The sequence below is a fragment of the Microbacterium sp. bgisy203 genome (assembly GCF_965345155.1).
Taxonomy (GTDB): Bacteria; Actinomycetota; Actinomycetes; order Actinomycetales; family Microbacteriaceae; genus Microbacterium.
Window position 1 is genome coordinate 57,801 of sequence record NZ_CBDRLZ010000009.1, and the last position, 19,621, is coordinate 77,421.

At 70.8% G+C, this 19,621-nt stretch carries 22 protein-coding genes; 12 read left to right on the forward strand and 10 right to left on the reverse strand.

Going from position 1 to position 19,621, the window contains the following annotated elements:
- The first annotated feature begins 43 nt into the window (after window positions 1-43).
- Together serB and ACRVYW_RS12440 are read left to right on the forward strand one after the other, a co-directional pair.
- Entirely contained in the window at window positions 44-679 is a 636-nt protein-coding gene (gene serB, locus ACRVYW_RS12435) for a phosphoserine phosphatase SerB (RefSeq protein WP_431805046.1), read from the forward strand.
- Between the two features lie 89 nt (window positions 680-768).
- A complete protein-coding gene (locus ACRVYW_RS12440; RefSeq protein WP_431805048.1) occupies window positions 769-1,464 on the forward strand; it encodes an alpha/beta fold hydrolase in 696 nt (231 codons plus the stop codon).
- A 12-nt stretch (window positions 1,465-1,476) separates the two neighbouring features.
- Here ACRVYW_RS12440 and ACRVYW_RS12445 read toward each other — a convergent pair whose 3' ends face one another.
- Window positions 1,477-2,187 carry a beta-ketoacyl-ACP reductase gene (locus tag ACRVYW_RS12445; RefSeq protein WP_431805050.1) on the reverse strand — a complete coding sequence of 237 codons (711 nt, stop codon included), beginning with the start codon at window positions 2,185-2,187 and terminating at the stop codon, window positions 1,477-1,479.
- A gap of 85 nt (window positions 2,188-2,272) precedes the next feature.
- Between ACRVYW_RS12445 and ACRVYW_RS12450 the strand changes: the two genes are divergently transcribed.
- The 4 genes from ACRVYW_RS12450 to ACRVYW_RS12465 all read left to right on the forward strand — a co-directional run bounded on the left by ACRVYW_RS12450 (window position 2,273) and on the right by ACRVYW_RS12465 (window position 4,528).
- Complete coding sequence (locus tag ACRVYW_RS12450; protein WP_431805052.1) at window positions 2,273-2,842, forward strand: DUF4190 domain-containing protein; 570 nt, start codon at window positions 2,273-2,275, stop codon at window positions 2,840-2,842.
- 65 nt (window positions 2,843-2,907) lie between these two features.
- A complete protein-coding gene (locus tag ACRVYW_RS12455; protein ID WP_431805054.1) occupies window positions 2,908-3,360 on the forward strand; it encodes a DUF3099 domain-containing protein in 453 nt (150 codons plus the stop codon).
- 8 nt (window positions 3,361-3,368) lie between these two features.
- On the forward strand, window positions 3,369-3,578 hold the full coding sequence (locus tag ACRVYW_RS12460) for a hypothetical protein (protein WP_431805113.1): 210 nt from the start codon (window positions 3,369-3,371) through the stop codon (window positions 3,576-3,578).
- A complete protein-coding gene (locus ACRVYW_RS12465; protein ID WP_431805056.1) occupies window positions 3,575-4,528 on the forward strand; it encodes an SURF1 family cytochrome oxidase biogenesis protein in 954 nt (317 codons plus the stop codon). The genes ACRVYW_RS12460 and ACRVYW_RS12465 overlap by 4 nt, the downstream gene beginning before the upstream one ends.
- Before the next feature lie 181 nt (window positions 4,529-4,709).
- Here ACRVYW_RS12465 and ACRVYW_RS12470 read toward each other — a convergent pair whose 3' ends face one another.
- Both ACRVYW_RS12470 and ACRVYW_RS12475 read right to left on the reverse strand, forming a co-directional pair.
- Window positions 4,710-5,087, reverse strand: coding sequence for an HAD family hydrolase (locus ACRVYW_RS12470; protein ID WP_431805058.1), 378 nt, complete (start codon window positions 5,085-5,087; stop codon window positions 4,710-4,712).
- A gap of 19 nt (window positions 5,088-5,106) precedes the next feature.
- On the reverse strand, window positions 5,107-6,705 hold the full coding sequence (locus ACRVYW_RS12475; protein WP_431805060.1) for an ABC-F family ATP-binding cassette domain-containing protein: 1,599 nt from the start codon (window positions 6,703-6,705) through the stop codon (window positions 5,107-5,109).
- A 277-nt stretch (window positions 6,706-6,982) separates the two neighbouring features.
- Between ACRVYW_RS12475 and ACRVYW_RS12480 the strand changes: the two genes are divergently transcribed.
- The 6 genes from ACRVYW_RS12480 (at window position 6,983) to ACRVYW_RS12505 (ending at window position 12,721) form a co-directional block, all read left to right on the forward strand.
- Entirely contained in the window at window positions 6,983-7,615 is a 633-nt protein-coding gene (locus ACRVYW_RS12480) for a biotin transporter BioY (protein WP_431805061.1), read from the forward strand.
- 154 nt (window positions 7,616-7,769) lie between these two features.
- Window positions 7,770-8,795, forward strand: a complete 1,026-nt coding sequence (locus tag ACRVYW_RS12485) for an iron-siderophore ABC transporter substrate-binding protein (RefSeq protein ID WP_431805064.1) — start codon at window positions 7,770-7,772, stop codon at window positions 8,793-8,795.
- Window positions 8,792-9,859: a FecCD family ABC transporter permease gene (locus ACRVYW_RS12490; RefSeq protein ID WP_431805066.1), complete on the forward strand. Its 1,068-nt coding sequence runs from the start codon at window positions 8,792-8,794 to the stop codon at window positions 9,857-9,859. Before ACRVYW_RS12485 ends, ACRVYW_RS12490 begins: the two co-directional genes overlap by 4 nt.
- Window positions 9,859-10,947 (forward strand): FecCD family ABC transporter permease, encoded by a 1,089-nt coding sequence (locus ACRVYW_RS12495; RefSeq protein ID WP_431805068.1) that lies wholly within the window; start codon window positions 9,859-9,861, stop codon window positions 10,945-10,947. Before ACRVYW_RS12490 ends, ACRVYW_RS12495 begins: the two co-directional genes overlap by 1 nt.
- Window positions 10,944-11,807, forward strand: a complete 864-nt coding sequence (locus ACRVYW_RS12500; RefSeq protein ID WP_431805070.1) for an ABC transporter ATP-binding protein — start codon at window positions 10,944-10,946, stop codon at window positions 11,805-11,807. Before ACRVYW_RS12495 ends, ACRVYW_RS12500 begins: the two co-directional genes overlap by 4 nt.
- Window positions 11,804-12,721: a siderophore-interacting protein gene (locus tag ACRVYW_RS12505; protein WP_431805071.1), complete on the forward strand. Its 918-nt coding sequence runs from the start codon at window positions 11,804-11,806 to the stop codon at window positions 12,719-12,721. Before ACRVYW_RS12500 ends, ACRVYW_RS12505 begins: the two co-directional genes overlap by 4 nt.
- Here the strand turns inward: ACRVYW_RS12505 and ACRVYW_RS12510 are convergent.
- The 7 genes from ACRVYW_RS12510 to sufB are packed head-to-tail and all read right to left on the reverse strand — an operon-like array spanning window position 12,691 to window position 19,470.
- A complete protein-coding gene (locus ACRVYW_RS12510) occupies window positions 12,691-14,130 on the reverse strand; it encodes an MFS transporter (protein ID WP_431805072.1) in 1,440 nt (479 codons plus the stop codon). The two genes, ACRVYW_RS12505 and ACRVYW_RS12510, sit on opposite strands and share 31 nt — an antisense overlap.
- Window positions 14,127-15,287: a MalY/PatB family protein gene (locus ACRVYW_RS12515; protein ID WP_431805073.1), complete on the reverse strand. Its 1,161-nt coding sequence runs from the start codon at window positions 15,285-15,287 to the stop codon at window positions 14,127-14,129. The genes ACRVYW_RS12510 and ACRVYW_RS12515 overlap by 4 nt, the downstream gene beginning before the upstream one ends.
- A gap of 44 nt (window positions 15,288-15,331) precedes the next feature.
- Window positions 15,332-15,661 carry a metal-sulfur cluster assembly factor gene (locus ACRVYW_RS12520; RefSeq protein WP_431805074.1) on the reverse strand — a complete coding sequence of 110 codons (330 nt, stop codon included), beginning with the start codon at window positions 15,659-15,661 and terminating at the stop codon, window positions 15,332-15,334.
- Between the two features lie 9 nt (window positions 15,662-15,670).
- Entirely contained in the window at window positions 15,671-16,441 is a 771-nt protein-coding gene (gene sufC, locus ACRVYW_RS12525) for a Fe-S cluster assembly ATPase SufC (protein WP_431805075.1), read from the reverse strand.
- 13 nt (window positions 16,442-16,454) lie between these two features.
- The gene (locus tag ACRVYW_RS12530) at window positions 16,455-16,784 is read right to left on the reverse strand and encodes a non-heme iron oxygenase ferredoxin subunit (protein ID WP_431805076.1); all 330 of its coding nucleotides are present in this window, start codon (window positions 16,782-16,784) and stop codon (window positions 16,455-16,457) included.
- The gene (gene sufD, locus ACRVYW_RS12535) at window positions 16,781-18,052 is read right to left on the reverse strand and encodes a Fe-S cluster assembly protein SufD (RefSeq protein WP_431805077.1); all 1,272 of its coding nucleotides are present in this window, start codon (window positions 18,050-18,052) and stop codon (window positions 16,781-16,783) included. Before sufD ends, ACRVYW_RS12530 begins: the two co-directional genes overlap by 4 nt.
- Window positions 18,052-19,470 (reverse strand): Fe-S cluster assembly protein SufB, encoded by a 1,419-nt coding sequence (sufB, locus tag ACRVYW_RS12540; RefSeq protein WP_431805078.1) that lies wholly within the window; start codon window positions 19,468-19,470, stop codon window positions 18,052-18,054. Before sufB ends, sufD begins: the two co-directional genes overlap by 1 nt.
- Window positions 19,471-19,621: the final 151 nt, after the last annotated feature.

Below are 19,621 nucleotides of genomic sequence, written 5' to 3' on the forward strand. Positions count from 1 at the left end.
CGGTAGGCACGGACCGGTAGGCACGGGCGGGTAGGTTGGTCGGGTGCCTGACGCCCGCTTCCTCGTGGTTTTCGACGCCGATTCGACCCTCCTCCGCAACGAGGTCATCGAGCTCATCGCCGCCGAAGCGGGGCGCGGACCGGAGGTCGCCGCGGCGACAGAAGCCGCGATGCGCGGCGAGGTCGACTTCGCCACGAGCCTGCGCTCGCGCGTGGAGGCGCTCGCGGGCGTGCCGGTGGCGGCGTTCGAGCGGGTCCTCGCGCGCGTCGAGCCGACCCCGGGTGCGGTGGAGCTGATCACCGCGATCCATGAGCGCGGGGGTGTCGCCGCCGTCGTGTCGGGAGGGTTCCACGAGATCCTCGACGCGGTCGCGCCGGCCCTCGGGCTCGACCGTTGGCGCGCGAACCGACTGACGGTCGTGGGAGACGCCCTCGCCGGGACGGTCGAGGGAGAGATCGTGGATGCCGCCGGCAAGGCGACCGCGCTCGGCGCGTGGGCGGCGGAGTTCGGCGTTCCCCTCCGTCGCACGATCACCGTCGGCGACGGCGCGAACGACCTCCTCATGATGGCGCAGGCGGGTCTCGGAATCGCGTTCAACGCGAAGCCCGCCGTCCGCGCGCGCGCCGACCTCGTGGTGGGTCCGGTCGACCTCCGCGAACTGATCCCCCTGCTCCCCTGACGTCCGCGTCGCGACCGCTGAGCGAGCGCAGCGAGTCGAAACACCGCACCCCCTCCCCGATGTCCGACCCGCCGCGTAGCGTGCCAGGCATGGACATCATCCTCATCCCCGGCCTCTGGCTCGACGCCTCCTCGTGGGACGACGTGCTGCCCACGCTCCGCGACGCGGGGCTCACCCCCGTACCGCTGACGATGCCGGGGGTCGGCGAACCGGCATCCGCCAGTTCCGACATCCGCATCGCCGACTGGGTGGATGCCGTGGTCCGCCGCATCGACGAGGCCGACGGCGATGTCGTGGTCGTCGGGCACTCCGGCGGCGGCAACGTCGCGTGGGCGGCCGCCGGCGCGCGCCCTGACCGCGTGGCGCGCGTGATCCTCGTCGACACCGCCGTCCCGTTCGAGGGCGGGATGATCTCCGAGTTCGAGGAGATCGACGGTGTCATCCCGTTCCCCGGCTGGGACTTCTTCGACGCCGACGACGTCGCCGACCTCGACCAGCCGACGCGCGCCGCGACCGCGCCACGCGCCCTCAGCGTTCCGGCGAAGGTGCCGACCGACGCGATCGCACTCGGCGACGAGCGTCGCCGCGACGTCCCGGTGACCGTCCTGTCGGGCGGGCTCGACGACGCGGCGTTCCGCGCGTTCCTCGCGCAATGGGGTCCGTACGCCGACGAGTTCGACGCGATCGCCAACACCGAGGTCGTGCGGCTGGGCACCGGCCACTGGCCGCAGTTCTCGCAGCCTCAGAGGCTTGGTGAGGCGATCGTCGCCGCGGTCGAGCGCTGATCCGACGGGGTGTCAGTGCCCCATGCCGAGGCCGCCATCGACGGGGATCACGGCGCCTGAGATGTAGGCGGCGTCATCCGACGCGAGCCAGGTCACGACGCCTGCGACCTCGTCGGGGGTCGCGAAGCGCCCCGCCGGAATGTTGCGTTTGTACTCGGCCTGGGTGTCTTCGGGCAGGTCGGCGGTCATGTCGGTCTCGATGAAGCCCGGCGCGACGACGTTGGCCGTGATGCCGCGCCCGCCCAGCTCGCGGGTGAGCGAGCGGGCGAACCCGACGAGCGCCGCCTTCGACGACGAGTAGTTGATCTGCCCGGCCGAGCCGTAGAGGCCCACGACGCTGGAGATGAGGATGACGCGGCCCCACTTGGCGCGGAGCATTCCCTTCGAGGCGCGCTTGACGACGCGGAACGTGCCCCCGAGGTTCGTCGAGACGACCGAGTCGAAGTCGTCCTCCGTCATCCGCAGCAGCAGCGTGTCCTTGGTGATTCCGGCGTTCGCGACGACGATCTCGACGGCGCCGAGCGTCTTCTCGACCTCGGTGAAGGCGGCATCCAGCGATGCGGCGTCGGTCACGTCGGCGCGCACCGTGAGGGTGCCCTCGGGGCCTTCGCCCGAGCGCGCGGTGACGGCCGTCTTGTAGCCGGCTGCGACGAACCGCTCGGCGATCGCGCGACCGATGCCGCGGTTTCCGCCGGTGACGAGGACGACTCTGTCAGTGGACATGCTGCTCCATTCGCGCGAGGACCCGGACCAGCCTAGCGGCGCCTGTCGTCGCGCTAGGCTGGGCGCACCGGCGAAAGGAGCCACCATGACCGACACGAACGACACCCCGCCCTACGGCGACGGCGCAACGAATGTCCCGCCGGTGCCGCCCGTGTATCCGGCCCCCGGTGCTGCCGCTCCTGTCACGCCGCCGCCCGCAGCTTCTCCGTATGGCGCCGCCCCCGCCTACGGCGCACCCACTCCTCCTCCCGCCGCCGCGCCGTACGGCTCAGCGCCGACCGGGCCCTACGGTGCGGCTCCCGGCAGCCCCGCGGCAGCACCCGCCTACGGCGCCCCGAATTACGCGGCAGCGCCCGCCTACGGTTACGGCGCGCACGCGCCGGCACAGAAGACCAACGGGCTGTCGATCGCGTCGCTCATCGCCTCCATCCTCGGCATCATCGGCGTGCTGCCCTTCGTCGGGTCGCTCGCGGGCGCGATCATGGGGCACATCTCGCTCGGTCAGATCAAGCGCACGGGCGAGGGCGGCCGCGGCATGGCGCTCGCCGGCGTCATCGTGGGGTGGGCCGGGGTCGCACTGTGGGTGTTCATCGGCCTCCTGCTGCTGTTCTTCATCGGCATCGCCGCGTCATCGGGCTCGAGTTACGGCGCCTGAGCCCTCCGCCCGGCACGGGTTGCCCCGCCGCAGTCGCGCCCGGCGCGGCGTAGGCTTGTCGGACCGTGAGAAACTCCTCCACCCAGTCGGCGACCTCCCTTCCGCGCGCACCCCGTGACGACGCGAACAGCCGCATGGGCAAGTACCTCATCATGATGGTCGTCCGCGTGGCCTGCTTCATGCTGATGCTCTTCATCCAGCCCTACAGCTGGTACACGTGGCTCTTCGCGATCGGGGCGATCTTCCTGCCGTACGTCGCAGTCGTCGTGGCGAACGTCGCGAGCGGTAGCGCCGAGAACGCCATCGCACCTGAGCGGGCGCTCACCGCCGGCCCCGCACCCGCGCCGGCGCCCGCCGCCGCCGCGAACGGCATCGTGAACGGTGCCGGGCAAAGCGGCGTCATCCGTATTCAGGAGTCGCCCCGGCCTGCGACATCCCCCCGCTCTGCGGCATCCCCCCGCTCCGCGCAGACACCGCCCCCGGCATCGACCTCGCCATCGACGGGTGACGACGCGTGAGCGCCGCGATGTGCTCCCGCGCAGGATGCCGAGACGACGCACGCTGGCAGGTGGTATGGCGGAACCCGCGCATCCACACGGCCGACCGCCGCAAGATCTGGGCCGCGTGCGACGCGCACGTGGGCTACCTGCGCGACTACCTGGCCGCGCGGGACTTCCCGGTGGCGGTGGAGCCGATGCCGGCTCCGAGCGTCGAGCGCGCGGAGGCGGCATCGTGAACCGCACCGCTCTGCGCTGGACCGGATACGTCGCCATCGCGGTCGTCTTCGCGATCGCGTGCGCGTACCTGTCGCACTGGCAGTTCAGCCGCAACGAGGAGCGCGAGCGTCAGCTCACCCTCATCGCCGCGAACTACGACAGCGATCCCGTGGCGCTTCGCGATGCTCTGGGGGCGGACGGATCGTTCGACCGGAGCGACCAGTGGCAGCCCGTGACGCTCACCGGTACTTACCTCGCGGAGGACACCGTGCTCGCGCGCAACCGGGCGCACGGCGGGACGGCGGCATTCGAGGTGCTCGTCCCCTTCGAGACGACCGAGGGCGACGTGTTCCTCATCGACCGCGGCTGGGTGCCGCCGGGCGACGACCAGCCCGACCCCGACCACATCCCGGCACCGCCCGCCGGCGAGGTGACGCTCATCGCCCGCCTCATGCCGGGCGAGCAGCTGCGCAACACGAATCAGTCGGCTCCCGAAGGACAGGTGCCGACGATCAACCTTCCGCTCGTCGCGGAGGAGACGGGGCTCGAGAACCTCATCACGAGCGCGTACGGCCTGATGGCCTCCGAGGACCCCGCGCCCGAGACCCGTCCGCACGCGCTCGAGTCCCCCTCGGAAGACCCGGGCCCGCATCTGTCCTACGCGATCCAGTGGATCCTCTTCGCGGTCATGGGCTTCGTCTTCATCTGGTACATGATCCGCACCGAGCTGCGCCATCGCCGTGAGGATGCCGAGGACGCCGCCCTCGAGGCGGCCGGGGCCCGCGGGGGCGACGAGCCCCCGACCGCCGCCGGTGCGGAGAGCGAGCCGGCGGAGGCCGACGCGTCATCGCCCATCGGCGCGGATGCCGAGGCATCCCGCGCCGCGCCGCGCCGCACCCGCCGGTCGGGCGCCCGCCGCCGCGACCGTGACATGGAGGAAGAGGACGCGCTCCTCGACTCGTCGCGCTGAGCCCCCTCGCCGCGAGCCCGTGCCCGCACGCCGCGTCAGCGACGCAGGGGATCTCATGGCCACAGGACGCGTGAGCGCTCCCGCGTCCTGCCTCGGTGACATCTCCTGGCTCCGTGATGCGCGCGCGGCGCACCGGCCGCGAAGTCACTGCCCGGTGACGATACCGACGAGCTCCGAGAGCTCATGGATGCCGGTGACCCCGGCGTCGTCCACCACCTGGTGCCCCCTGGGTGAAGTGGACGAAGCGCGCGCCGAGGTCGGCGGCGAACTCGCGGTCGTGCGCCGTGTCGCCGATCATCAGCACTTCACCCGGCGCGTAACCCGAGGCATCCAGCCAGGCGGCATCGCGATACAGGTCGCTGGGGATGCCGGCATCCGCGTAGAAATCGCTCAGCGGAAACCGGAAGATGCTCCGGTAGTGCGAGGTGGATGCCAAGGGGGCGCGGTCGAAAGCGGCGAGCGTGTCGTTCATGATGCGCATGCAGCGCTCGACGTCATCGAGGAGCGTGCCGTTCCAGTCCCAGCACACCGCGCGGATCGTCGAACCCGACCGCGTCACGCCTACTCGCCCGACCGCGTCACGCCAACTCAATCAGGTCGACGTAGTCGCGACCCCAGATGTCCTCGACGCCGTCGGGCAGGATCAGCACCCGCTCGGGGTTCAGCGCCTGGACGGCGCCCGAGTCGTGCGAGACGAGCACGACGGCGCCCTCATAGTGCGCGAGCGCACCGAGGATCTCCTCGCGCGAGGCGGGGTCGAGGTTGTTGGTCGGCTCGTCGAGGAGCAGCATGTTGGCGCTCGAGACGACGAGGGTCGCGAGCGAGAGTCGGGTCTTCTCCCCACCGGAGAGGACGCCCGCGGGCTTCAGCACGTCGTCACCGGTGAACAGGAACGAGCCGAGCACCTTCCGCGCCTCGGTCGCCGTGATGTCGGGCGCGGCGGACATCATGTTCTCGAGCACCGAGCGGTTCACGTCGAGGTTCTCGTGCTCCTGCGCGTAGTAGCCGATCTTGAGACCGTGGCCGGGTTCGAGGACACCTGTGTCCGGCTCGTCGACCCCTGCGAGAATGCGGAGGAGCGTCGTCTTGCCGGCCCCGTTGAGGCCGAGGACGACGACCTTCGAACCGCGGTCGATCGCGAGGTCGACGTCGGTGAAGATCTCGAGCGATCCGTAGGACTTCGAGAGGTTCTTCGCCATGAGCGGCGTCTTGCCGCACGGCGCGGGCTTCGGGAACCGGAGCTTCGCGACGCGGTCTTCCTGGCGCACCTCTTCGAGGCCGGAGAGCATCTTCTCGGCGCGCGCGACCATCTGGTGCGCGGCGGCCGCCTTCGACGCCTTCGCCCCGAATCGGGCGGCCTGCAGCTGCAGCTGGGTCGCCTTCTTCTCGATGTTGACGCGCTCCTTCTTGCGGCGCTCCTCATCGGCCACCCGCTGGCGCAGGTAGTTCTTCCAGTTCATGTTGTAGACGTCGATGACCTGACGCATGGCGTCGAGGTAGAAGACGCGGTTGACGGTCTCGCCCACGAGTTCGACGTCGTGGCTGATGACGATGAGCCCGCCCTTGTAGTTCTTGAGGAACTCACGAAGCCACACGACGCTGTCCGCATCGAGGTGGTTCGTGGGCTCGTCGAGGATCATCGTCTGCGCGTCGGAGAAGAGGATCCGTGCGAGCTCGATACGCCGCCGCTGACCACCGGAGAGGGTCTTCAGCGGCTGGTCGAGAATGCGGTCGGGCAGCGACAGGTTGTGGGCGATGGATGCCGCTTCGGCCTCCGCCGCGTAACCGCCCAGGGCCTCGAAGCGCTCCATGAGGTTTCCGTAGCGGCGCATCGCCTTGGCGGCGACCTTCTCGTCGGCATCCCCCATCTCGAGCGACGCCTCGTGCATCTGCAGCGCGAGACTGCCGAGGCCCCGAGCGTCGAGGATGCGGGTGCGGGCGAGCATCTCGGGGTCGCCCGACCGCGGGTCCTGCGGGAGGTAGCCGAGTTCGCCGGAGCGCTCGACCTTGCCGTCGGCGGGGATGAGGTCGCCGGCGAGGACCTTCGTCAGCGTCGTCTTGCCGGCACCGTTCCGGCCGACGAGACCGATCTTGTCGCCGTCGGAGACACGGAAGGACACGTCCGACATGAGGGTGCGCGCGCCCACGCGGATCTCGAGATCGTGCACGGCGAGCACAGCGGACGTCCGTTCTTCTGAGGTGGAAAGAGGGGGTGGGTGGGCCGGCCGAGAGGCCGAACCTCCAGTCTACCGGGGCTCCCGCCGACCGCGGCCCGCTCCTCGCCGCCGTCGCCCCGCCCACGGCGTTGTCCATGTCGGATAGGGAGGCCACGTTTCTTTGGTGGACGGCGTCCAACAGGACGGCGCGTCGCGCCCCTAGGCTGAGTCTCGCGCCCGCGCTCCCGCCCGCGCCACACGACACCGCACGACACCCGCTCAACAATGAGGAGCCCGCATGTCCCTCGCCCTTCCCGCCCGCCGTCCGGTCCTGGCGGACCTCATCGCCCGTCCGTCCGACCGCGCGCGCGCGTTCGCGCTCGATGCCGTGCTCGTCGTGGCGGGCGCCGCGGTGGTCGCCCTGCTCGCACAGGTCGAGGTGCCGCTGTGGCCCGTGCCGATCACGGGTCAGACCCTCGCGGTCGTCGTCGTCGGCGCAGCCCTCGGGGCGCGGCGCGGCGCCGCGGCGCTGCTGACCTACCTCGTCGCGGGCCTCGCGGGGCTCCCCGTCTTCGCCGGCTTCACCGGAACGATCGCCGCCGTCGCGAAGCCCAGCTTCGGCTTCATCATCGGTTTCGTCTTCGCGGCCTTCGTCGCCGGGTGGTTCGCCGAGCGCGCGTGGGACCGCAAGCCCCTCCTCGCCTTCGCCGGTTTCGTGCTCGCGAGCGCGATCCCGTTCGTCTTCGGCATCCCCTACATGGCCCTCATCCTCAACGTCGTGGGCGGCGGCTCGTTCGGTATCGGCGAGATCCTCAAGTTCGGGCTGTGGCCCTTCATCGTCGGCGGACTGGTCAAGGCCGCACTCGCCGCGCTCATCATCCCCGCGGCGTGGGCGGGCGTGCGACGTCTCGACCGTACAAAGTCGTCCTGACCCCTTGATCGACCGATGCCCCCGCCGTCCCGCACGGTGGGGGCATCGTCGTTCTCCCGCTTCCCCCCGCCCCATCACGGGAGCGGTTTCGCATCACGGTGCTCGCGGAAGTAAGGTAAGGGTGCCCTTACCGCATCCGAACGAAGGATCGCCCGTGCCCCGCATCCGCACCGCCGCCGCCCTGACGGCCGCCGCCGCGCTCCTGCTCACCGGCTGCGCGAGCTCCGGCTCCGCCCCGTCCTCGACGGACGGCGCCGCCGACTCCGACGCGTTCCCCGTCACGATCACGCACGCGCTCGGCGAGACGACGATCCCCGCCCAGCCCGAGCGCGTCGCGACGATCTCGTGGGGCAACCAGGATGTCGCCCTCGCGCTCGGTGTCGTCCCCGTCGGCATGGACGCGCAGGTCTGGTCGTGGACCGGCAACGCCGACCCGGGCGTCTACGAGTGGACGAGCGACAAGCTCGCCGAGCTCGGTGGCGACGAGCCCACCCTCTTCGACGTCACCGACGGCATCGACTTCGAGGCCATCGCCGACACGACGCCGGACGTCATCCTCGCCGCCCAGTCGGGCCTCACCGAGGAGGAGTACGGCACCCTCAGCGACATCGCGCCCGTCGTCGCCTACCCCGACATCCCGTGGTTCACGCCGTGGCGCACGCAGATCACGATGAACGCCGAGGCCCTGGGGATGAAGACCGAGGGCGAGGCGCTCGTCGCCGATCTCGACGCCCAAATCGCGGACGCCACGGACGGCGCCGGCTTCGACGGAAAGACCGCCGCGTTCTTCTACATGAGCTCGTCCGACCTCTCCTCGGTCTCGCTCTACACGGGCGGCGACTCGCGCACCGCGTTCCTCACCGACCTCGGGTTCACCGAGCCGAAGGTCGCTGCGGACGCCGCCGCGAAGGGCTCGTTCTACCTCGACTTCAGCGCCGAGAACGCCGACCAGCTGAAGGACGTCGACGTCATCGTCACGTACGGCGACGAGACGCTCTTGCCGGCTCTGCAGGCCGACCCGCTGTGGAGCACGCTTCCCGCCGTCAAGAACGGCGCGGTCGTCGCCGTCGGCGAAGGGAATGCCTTCAGCGCCGCCGTCTCCCCCACCGCCCTGTCGATCCCGTGGGTGCTGACCGACTACGTCGCGAAGCTCTCCGACGCCGCGGCGAAGGTGCAGTGACCTCGACCTCCGCGACCCCGACGCCGAGCGCGCGCCGCGCGTCCACCCCGCAGGTGGGCGCGCGGCGTCGCGTCGTCGCCCTCGTCGTCGGCGCGCTCGCGATCGTGCTGTCGGTCGCGCTCTCCCTGGCCTTCGGCTCACGGCCCGTGGATGCCGGGCAGGTGCTCGACGGCATCGGGTCGTGGCTTCGCGGGGAGACCCCGACCGACATCGGCGCGCTGGCGGTGCAGAGCCGCATCCCCCGCACCGCGGTCGCACTCCTCGCCGGCGCCGCCCTCGCCCTGTCAGGTGCGCTCATGCAGGCGATCACCCGGAATCCGCTCGCCGATCCCGGCATCCTGGGGGTCAACACCGGCGCCGCGCTCGCGGTCGTTTCGGGCATCGCATTCTTCGGTCTCTCCAGCGCCTGGGGCTATCTCGGCTTCGCGCTCGTCGGCGCATTCGTGACGGCCGTCTTCGTGTACATCGTGGGGTCGGTCGGGCCGGGCGGCACGACCCCCATCAAGCTCGCACTGGCAGGCGCGGCGACGACCGCGGCGCTGTCGTCGCTCGTCTCCGCGATCCTGCTGCCGCGGAAAGCGGTCATGGACGAGTTCCGCTACTGGCAGGTGGGCAACGTCGCCCGCGCCGATTTCGAGACGCTGACCGTCATCGTTCCGGTCCTCATCATCGGCGGCCTGATTGCGCTGCTGTGCGCGTCGTCGCTCAACGCCCTCGCGCTCGGCGACGATGTCGCGGTCGGCCTCGGCGTGCGCGTCGGGCGCGTCCGCATCGTGGCCGCCGTCGCCGGTGTCGCCCTCTGCGCGGCCGTCACCGCGATCGCCGGGCCCATCGGGTTCGTCGGCCTCATGGTGCCGCACGCCGTCCGCGCCCTCACGGGACCCGACCAGCGCTGGCTGCTGCCGATCTCGGCGGTGGGCGGCGCCGTTCTCCTCACCCTCGCCGACACGCTCGGCCGCGTCATCGGATCCCCCGGCGAGGTCGAGGCGGGCATCATCACCGCCTTCCTCGGGGCTCCCGTCCTCATCGTCATCGCCCGCCGCACTCGGATGAAGGCCCTCTGATGGCCACGGTCACCGCCTCCGCGCTCCTCGGACTCGGCGCCGGCCTCGATGCCGACCTCGACGCCGACATCGCGCGCGTCCGCGCCGGGCGCGCGCGCCGCACCCGCCGCCGCACGATCGCGCTCATCGCGATGGGCATCCTCATCGTCGTCCTCTTCGCCGCGATGCTCATGCTCGGGAACACGATCTACCCGGTTTCCGACGTCATCGCGGTGCTCCTCGGGCAGCAGGTCCCGGGCGCCTCGTTCACCGTCGGCACGCTCCGCCTCCCCCGCGCGATCACAGCGGTCCTCGCGGGCGTCGCGTTCGGGGTCGCCGGATCGACCTTCCAGACGATGCTCCGGAATCCCCTCGCAAGCCCCGACGTCATCGGCATCACGTCGGGCGCGAGTGCCGCCGCGATCCTCTCCCTCGTCATCCTGCACTGGTCGGCGGGCGTAACGATGGCCCTGGCTCTCGGCGCAGGGCTCGCGACCGCCGCGCTCATCTCCCTCGCTGCGCGCGGCGGCGAGTCGACCGGTGGTCGCCTCATCCTCATCGGCATCGGCGTGGGCGCGATGTTGGATGCCGTCGTCGCCTATCTCCTCCTCCGCGCGGCAGTCTGGGACCTCCCGGCAGCGGCGCGCTGGATGACCGGCAGCCTCAACGGCTCGCGCATGGAAGAGGTGCCGCCGCTCGCGATCGCGGTCGTCGTGCTCGTGCCCGTCGTGCTCCTGCTCGCGCGGAACCTCGGGGCGCTGGAGCTGGGAGATGCGACCGCGACCGCCCTCGGCGTGCGCGTCGACCGCACACGGCTCCTCCTCGTCCTCGCCGCCGTCGCCCTCGCCTGCGTCGCGACCGCGACGACCGGCCCGATCGCGTTCGTCGCGTTCCTCGCCGGTCCCATCGCCGCCCGGATCGTCGGGCCCGGCATTCCCCTCGTGCTTCCCGCCGCCCTCACCGGCGCGTGCCTGGTGATGGGCGCCGACCTCCTCGGACAGTTCGCGTTCGACACGAAGTTCCCCGTGGGCGTCATCACCGGCATCCTCGGCGCACCGTACCTGCTCTACCTGCTCATCCGCACCAGCCGCCGGGGAGGATCCTCATGACCATGCCGCACTCGCTCAGGACCGAGGCGCTCGTCTCGGGCTACGGCCGCACGGTCGTCGTCGACGGCGTCGACCTCGAGATCCCCGACGGAGAGGTGAGCGTCATCGTCGGCGCGAACGCCTCGGGCAAGTCGACGCTGCTCAAGACCATCGCGCGCCTCCTTCCGGCGCAGTCCGGGTCGGTGATCCTCGACGGCCGCGCGATCGACCAGGTGCCGACGAAGGAGCTCGCACGGACCGTCGGCCTCCTCCCCCAGCAGCCCGTCGCGCCGGAGGGCATCGCCGTGGCCGACCTCGTCGGGCGCGGCCGGCACCCGCACCAGAAGCTCTTCCGCAGCTGGAGCACCGAGGACGATCGCGCCGTCACTGAAGCGCTCGCCGCGACCGGAACGCTGAAGCTGGCCGACCGCGCCGTCGACGAGCTGTCGGGCGGCCAGCGTCAGCGCGTCTGGATCGCGATGGCGCTCGCGCAGCAGACCGACATCCTGCTCCTCGACGAGCCGACCACGTTCCTCGACGTGTCGCACCAGATCGACGTGCTCGACCTCCTCGCCGACCTCAACGCGACGCGCGGCACGACCGTCGTCATGGTGCTCCACGACATCAACCTCGCCGCGCGCTACGCCGACCACCTGTTCGCCGTCCGCGCCGGAAAGCTCATCGCGTCGGGTGCGCCCCGCGACGTCGTCGACGCCGACCTCGTCCGCGGCGTCTTCGACCTCGACGCGCTCGTCATCGACGACCCGGCGTCGGGAACGCCGCTCGTCCTTCCCCGCGGGCGCCACCGCGTCCTGCCCGCCGCCCCTGTTCAGACCGCCGCCCCCGCCCACACGCCCGTCCAGACCGGAGAACACCGATGACGACCGCGACCACCACCCGCCCGACGAGCCGCTTTTTCCGCGCCCGGGTGAGCGCGATCACCGACCTCAGCCCGAGCTTCCGGCGCTTCACACTCCAGGGCGACGACCTCGCCGACTACGGCGACCCCGGGTTCGATCAGCGCATCAAGGTCGTCTTCCCGACCGCGACGACGTCGATCGACGACATGCCGACGGGCGAGGACTGGTGGACGGCGTGGCGCGAGATGGACGACGACGCGCGGCCGCCGTTCCGCACCTACACGACGCGGTACGTCCGCCGCGAGGCACGCGAGGTCGACATCGACATGGTCTCGCACGCGGTCGAGGGCCCCGCCTCCGCGTGGATCGCGAACGCGCAGGTCGGCGACGAACTCCTCATCTTCGCACCCACGACCGCCCACGAGGGCGTCAGCTACGGCATCGACTTCGTTCCCCCGGCGCACACCGAGCAGCTGCTCCTCGCGGGTGACGAGACCGCCGCGCCCGCGATCGCCGTCATCCTCGAGCAGCTCCCGCCCGACGCGACAGGCGTCGTCGTGCTGGAGGTCCCCGACGACACGGACGCCGCCTACCTCCCCCACCACCCGGGCTTCGAGGTGCGGGTCGCCTCCCGCGCGGGCGGCGAGAGGCACGCGTTCCTCATCGACGCGGTGACGGATGCCGCGGACCGTCTCGCCCCGGCCGGTCGCGGCGCCGAGGTCGAAGAGGTCGACATCGACCGCGACATCCTCTGGGAGGTGCCGCGCACGGCGAAGGGCGGCGCCGCCCTGAAAAGCGCGCCGCTGTACGCCTGGCTCGCCGGCGAGGCGGGAGCGATCAAGACGCTGCGACGCCAGCTCGTCACGGCGCGTGGCGTCGATCGGCGCGCCGTCGCCTTCATGGGCTACTGGCGGCTCGGCCGCTCGGAGGTGTGAGCCTCCGCGGCCGCGGCACCGGTCGCACCCGCCTCGGTCACGGCACCTCGCCCCATTCGCAGGCCCGGGACGACCGCCAGCACCGCGAGGGCCGCGGCGATGAGGAAGACGGCGGGGAATCCGGCATCCGTCGCCGCGAGTGCGACGAACGTGAGCCCCATGACGGCGATGGATGCCGACGCTCCCACCGAATCGGAGATCGACAGCGCCGCCGAGTTGAATCCCTGGTTCTGCGGCGTCGAGTACGACAGTGTCAGCACCGACAGCCGGGGGTACATGAGCCCCATGCCCGCTCCCGCGAGCGCCCACCCGGCGATGATCACCCACGGCGCCAGGTGCCATGCGGCCGTCGCCGCCGCGAGGAGCGTCGCCGCGGCGAGCAGCGCGCAACCCAGGAGCGCGATGCGTGCATCACCGATGCGATCGCCGAAGCGGCCCTGCACGTCGGCGGCGGCCGCCCACGAGAGCGCCGCGGCGGTGAGGCCGAAACCGGCCGCCGTCGCCGAGAACCCGTAGTCCACGATGAGCAGGTAGGGCACGTAGATCTCCGCGCCGAACAGAGCCCCCGCAATCAACGCCCGCATGAGGATGACGCTCGGCAGGCCGCGTCGGGCGACGAGGGTGCCGCGCGGCACGAGCGGCCGGATCGACAGGACGATCGCGACGAGCGCGGCGACGACGACGAGCAGCATCCACGGCCCCGCCTCTCCCGCGAGGCTCAGCGCGAGGGCGCCCGCGGCGACGACGGTGGCGAGCGCGAGCCGCCGCGCGACCGGCTCGCGTGACGGGGTTGCGGTGCGCAGGTCGATGCCGTGGAGCCGCGCGAACACGACCGCGAATGCCACCAGCGTGAGCGCCGCGACACCCCAGAACACCCAGCGCCAGTGCGCGTGCTCGGCGACGAGCCCCGCGAGCGAGGGCCCCACGATCGAGGGGATCACCCATGCGGCGGAGAACGCTGCGAACACCCGCCCGTGGAGGGCCACGGGGTAGACACGTGCCACGACGACGTAGAGGGCGACGGTCTGCCCGCCCGTGCCGAGACCCTGCAGCAGACGCCCGACGACGAGCATCGGCATGGAGGTCGCGAACCCGGCGATCAGGAGCCCCGCGACGAAGAGCGCGACCGACGTCGCGAGCGGCAGCACCGGGTCGCGACGGTCGCACCAGGCGCCGACGGCGACCATCCCGATGACGCTCGTGGCGAGCGTCCCCGAGAAGGCGACGGCGTACAGCTCCGCACCCCCGAGATCGTCGCTCACGAGCGGCATGACGGTCGTGACCGCGAGCGACTGCGTCGCGGCGAGGAAGATCATCGCGACGGCGCCGGCCGTCACCCACACCCAGCGCGGATGCCAGATGCCCTCGACGACCTCCGGCGCCGCGCCCACCGGCGGCGAGGCGCTCACGCCCGCGCGACGGCGCCGATGCGCTCGATCGCCTCCGTGAGGAGCTCGGGCGCGCACCCGAAGTTCAGGCGCGCGAACCCGACTCCCTGCGGGCCGAACAGTGGCCCGTGGTGAAGCGCGACCTTGGCCGCGCGACGCAGATACGACGCAGCGTCGTCGCCCCACCCGTAGGCCGACAGGTCGATCCACGCCAGGTAGCCGGCATCCGGAACCCGATAGACGGCCTCCGGCAGGTGCGCGGCGAGGAGGTCGGCGAGGAGCCTGCGGTTGCCGTCGAGCGTCACGCGGAGCGAGTCCAGCCAGGCATCGGATGCCGGATCGAACGCGGCGACTCCGGCGTTCGCGCCGAACAGCCCCGTGCGCCACTCGACCTCGTCGCTGAGACCGCGAAGCACGGCGGCCGGGCCATCCGCGGCGGTCACCATGAGGGCGCACTTCAGGCCCGCGAGGTTGTACGCCTTGGAGGCGCTCGTGACGGCGTACCCGACCTCGGCCGCGGCCGGCGAGGCGGCGAGGAACGGCGTGTAGACGCCGTCGCCGTGGACGAGCGGCGCGTGGATCTCATCGCTGATGACGACCGCGCCGTGACGCGCCGCGATCTCCGCGAGGGCGGCGAGGGATGCCGCGGAGTGCACCGTGCCGGTGGGGTTGTGCGGGTTGCACAGCAGTACGGCGCGCGCGCCGCCCGCGAGGGCTGCCTCGATCCCTGCGAGATCGAGCTCCCACCCCGACCCGGTGTCGGTCAGCGGGACGGGCTCGACGAGGCATCCGGCCTCTGCCGTGCACATCGCGAACGGCGGGTAGACGGGAGGCGTCGTGACGACGCGGTCGCCGGGGGTGGTCACCGCACGGAGGATCTCGACGACTCCCATCATGACGTCGGCGGTCGTGCGGATGCGCGCCGGGTCGACCTGCCATCCGAATCGGCGCCCGGCGAAGCCGGCGAACGCCGCACGGATACCGGGATCGGGCGGCGTGTACCCGGTGTCACCGATCGCCACGGCCTCGGCGAGCACCTCGGTGATCCGCGGCGCGAGCGGGAAGTCCGTCTCGGCGACGAACATCGGGATCACGTCTGCCGGGTAGGTGCGCCATTTCGTACTCGTGCGACGGCGTAGCACATCGATCGGAAGCGCCTGAAGGGGGGTGATGCTCACCCATCGAGCCTACCGACGGTGCGCGGCCTCGGGGCGGGGCGCCGTCAGATCGCGAAACCGAGCGCGCGCATCATGTCGCGCCCGTCGTCGGTGATCCGCTCGGGTCCCCACGGCGGCATCCACACCCAGTTGATGCGGAACCGGTCGACGACCTCGTCCAGCGCCTGCGCGGTCTGCTCCTCGAGTACGTCGGTGAGCGGGCACCCGGCGGAGGTCAGCGTCATGTGGATGACGAGCGCGTCGTTCTCCTCGTCCCAGGAGAGGTCGTAGATGAGGCCGAGGTCGACGACGTTGATCCCGAGCTCGGGATCCATGACGTCCTTGAGCGCCTCGGTGACGTCGTCGTACTTCTCGGGGCTGAGAGTCGCGGTCATAGATCGATCCTAGGCTTCGATCGGAGCAGCAGGGTCGAGGAATCTGTCGTAGCCTTCGTCCTCCAGCCGCGCCGCGAGCTCCGGGCCGCCCTCTTCGACGATGCGGCCGGCGACCATCACGTGCACGAAGTCGGGCGTGATGTAGCGGAGGATGCGCGTGTAGTGCGTGATGAGCAGCACTCCGAGGTCGGTCTCGGCCTTGGCACGGTTGACGCCCTCCGACACGATCTTCAGCGCGTCGACGTCCAGGCCCGAGTCGGTCTCGTCGAGCACGGCGATCTTCGGCTTCAGCAGCTCGAGCTGCAGGATCTCGTGACGCTTCTTCTCGCCGCCGGAGAAGCCCTCGTTGACGTTGCGGCCGGCGAACTTCGGGTCCATGCGGAGGTTCTTCATCGCCTCCTTGACATCCTTCGTCCACGCGCGGATCGCGGGCGCCTCGCCGTCGACGGCGGTCTTGGCCGTCCGGAGGAAGTTGGTCACGGTGACACCGGGGATCTCCACCGGGTACTGCATCGCGAGGAAGAGCCCCGCGCGGGCGCGCTCGTCGACGGACATCGCCAGGACGTCCTCACCGTCGAGCGTGATGGTGCCCGAGGTGACGGTGTACTTGGGGTGTCCGGCGATCGTGTAGGCGAGCGTCGACTTGCCCGAGCCATTGGGGCCCATGATCGCGTGGGTCTCGCCGGTCGAGACGGTGAGGTTCACACCGTTGAGGATCGGGGTCTGCCCCGCCTCGGTCTCGACGGTCACGTGGAGGTCGCGGATCTCGAGAACAGCCATGTCAGGTTCCTTGTCAGTTCACTTCTTTGAGGACGGTGGGGTCGATGAGGACGTCGTCCCCGTCGATCACGACCTCGTAGACGGGCACCGGCTCGTACGCCGGCAGGTTCAGGGGGCGGCCGGTGCGCAGCGAGAACGCCGAGCCGTGCGCCCAGCATTCGAGCGTCTCGCCTTCGACGAAGCCGTCGGCCAGCGAGATGTCACCGTGCGTGCAGGTGTCGCCGATCGCGTGGACCTCGCCCTCGGAGTCGAGGACGACGGCGATCGGAACGCCGTCCACCTCGACCCGCACGGCGGTGTCCTGGGCCAGGTCGCTGAGGTTCAGGACCTTCTGGGCGCTCACGCCGATGCCTCGGTGGATGCCTCGGCCGCGTCCGCGGTGATGCTGTCGGTGAGGGCGAGTTCCGCTTCGATGGCCGCGATGAGTTCGTCCTGCAGATCGGGGATATCGAGCTTCTGCACGATCTCGGCGAGGAAGCCGAGGACGACGAGGCGCCGGGCCTCGTCTTCGGCGATGCCGCGAGCCTGCAGGTAGAAGAGCTGCTCGTCGTCGAAGCGGCCGGTCGCGCTCGCGTGGCCGGCGCCGACGATGTCGCCCGTCTCGATTTCGAGGTTGGGGATCGAGTCGGCGCGCGCACCCTCGGTGAGCACGAGGTTGCGGTTCGCCTCGTAGGAGTCGGTTCCCGTGGCATCCGGTCCGATCAGCACGTCACCGATCCACACGGTGCGCGCTCCGGCACCCTGCAGGGCGCCCTTGTAGAGCACGTCGCCGACGGTGTGCGGTCCCTTGTGGTGCAGGTACACCTGGCTCTCGAGGTGCTGCCCGGAGTCGGAGAAGGCGAGGCCGTAGAGCTTGCCGTCCGCGCCCGCACCGGCGAGCTCGACCGACGGGTTCACGCGCACGATACCGCCGCCGAGGCTGACGACGACGTGGGTGAGCGACGCGTCGCGGTCGACACGCGCCTGGTGGGAGGCGAGGTGAATCGCGTCGTCGTCCCAGCGCTGCACGCTGACGACGGTGAGCGACGCGCCGTCGCGCACGATGATCTCGACGTTCTGCGCCTGCTGCGCCGTGCCTTCGTGGCGGAGGATCACGGTGCCGCGGGAGTGCGGCTGCGCCTCGATCACGACGTGCGCGTGCGCGACGCCGCCGCGCCCGGTGAGGTGGACGACGATCGGCTCGTCGAGCTCGACATCCGCGGGAATGCGCACGAGCGGCGCCTCCGCCTCCTGCGCCCACGCGATCGCGCTCGGCAGGTCTTCGGGCCGGAAGACCTCGCCGCGCGGAGCCTCGCCGACGGCGAGCCGGCTCTGCTCGACGTCCTCGGGGGCGCGGACGGCGACGTCGATCACGCCGTGCGGGGCGGGCTCGTCCACGAAGAGCGCGGCCAGCTTCTTCAGCGGCGTGTGCTTCCAGTTGACCTCGGTGCCGGTCGGCGTTCCGAAGTCTCCCGGGTCGAACGACGTGGGGCGCTCGGAGCGCGTCTGCACCGGGACGAACGAGTCGCTCTCGGGGATGCCGGGCTGACGACGGTCGGCGAGGCGCGCGGCAGGGTCGATGTGACCCTCCGCCGTGTTCTCGGAGGCGGGGGCCTGGGTGGGTGTCGTCATCAGCCGACGGATCCTTCCATGCCCATCTCGATGAGCTTGTTGAGTTCGAGGGCGTACTCCATCGGGAGCTCGCGGGCGATCGGCTCGATGAAGCCGCGGACGATCATGGCCATCGCCTCGTCCTCCGGCATCCCGCGGCTCATGAGATAGAACAGCTGCTCTTCGCTGACCTTCGACACAGTCGCCTCGTGCCCGAGCTGCACGTCGTCGACGCGGATGTCGATCGCGGGATACGTGTCCGACCGCGACTGCGTGTCGACGAGCAGCGCGTCGCAGCGCACGGTGTTCGCGGAGTGGTGCGCGTTCGCATCGACGCGGACCTCGCCCCGGTATCCCGCGCGTCCGCCGCCGCGGGCGATCGACTTCGAGACGATCGACGACTGGGTGTAGGGCGCCATGTGGATCATCTTCGCGCCGGCATCCTGGTGCTGGCCGGGGCCGGCGAAGGCGACCGACAAAGTCTCGCCCTTCGCGTGCTCGCCCATGAGGTAGATCGACGGGTACTTCATCGTCACCTTGGAGCCGATGTTGCCGTCGATCCACTCCATCGTCGCGCCCTCGTGGGCGACGGCGCGCTTGGTGACGAGGTTGTAGACGTTGTTCGACCAGTTCTGGATGGTCGTGTAGCGCACGCGGGCGTTCTTCTTGACGATGATCTCGACGACCGCGGAGTGCAGCGAGTCGGACTTGTAGATCGGCGCGGTGCAACCTTCGATGTAGTGCACGTACGAGCCTTCGTCGGCGATGATGAGGGTGCGCTCGAACTGGCCCATGTTCTCGGTGTTGATGCGGAAGTAGGCCTGCAGCGGGATCTCGACGTGCACGCCCGGAGGCACGTAGACGAACGATCCGCCCGACCAGACGGCTGTGTTCAGCGCGGCGAACTTGTTGTCGCCCGCAGGGATCACGGTGCCGAAGTACTCCTCGAAGAACTCGGGGTGCTCACGGAGGGCCGTGTCGGTGTCCATGAAGATGACGCCCTGGCGCTCGAGCTCTTCGTTGATCTGGTGGTAGACGACCTCGGACTCGTACTGCGCGGCGACGCCGGCGACCAGGCGCGCACGCTCGGCCTCGGGGATGCCGAGCTTCTCGTACGTGTTGCGGATGTCTTCGGGGAGGTCCTCCCACGACTGCGCCTGCTTCTCGGTGGAGCGGACGAAGTACTTGATGTTGTCGAAGTCGATCTCCGACAGGTCCGCACCCCACGTGGGCATGGGCTTTCGGCCGAACAGCTGGTGGCCCTTGAGGCGCGTCTTCAGCATCCATTCGGGCTCGGCCTTCAGCGCCGAGATGTCACGCACGACCGCTTCCGACAGTCCGCGCTTGGCGCTCGCGCCGGCGGCGTCAGGGTCGTGCCAGCCGAACTCGTAGACACCGAGCCCGTCGAGCTCGGGTCGGTCGATGAGCACATCCGACATGGCTTGCCTCCTTCGTGCCCGCGGTGTCATCCGCTCCGGCATTCCGGGTTCTTCGTCGTTCTCACGGTGGAGGGTCGTGGACGGAGAGCCGGATGCCGCTTTCAGGGCCGCTCTGCGCGCTCCGGCCTGTCGGCCGTCGCGCTCGGGATAG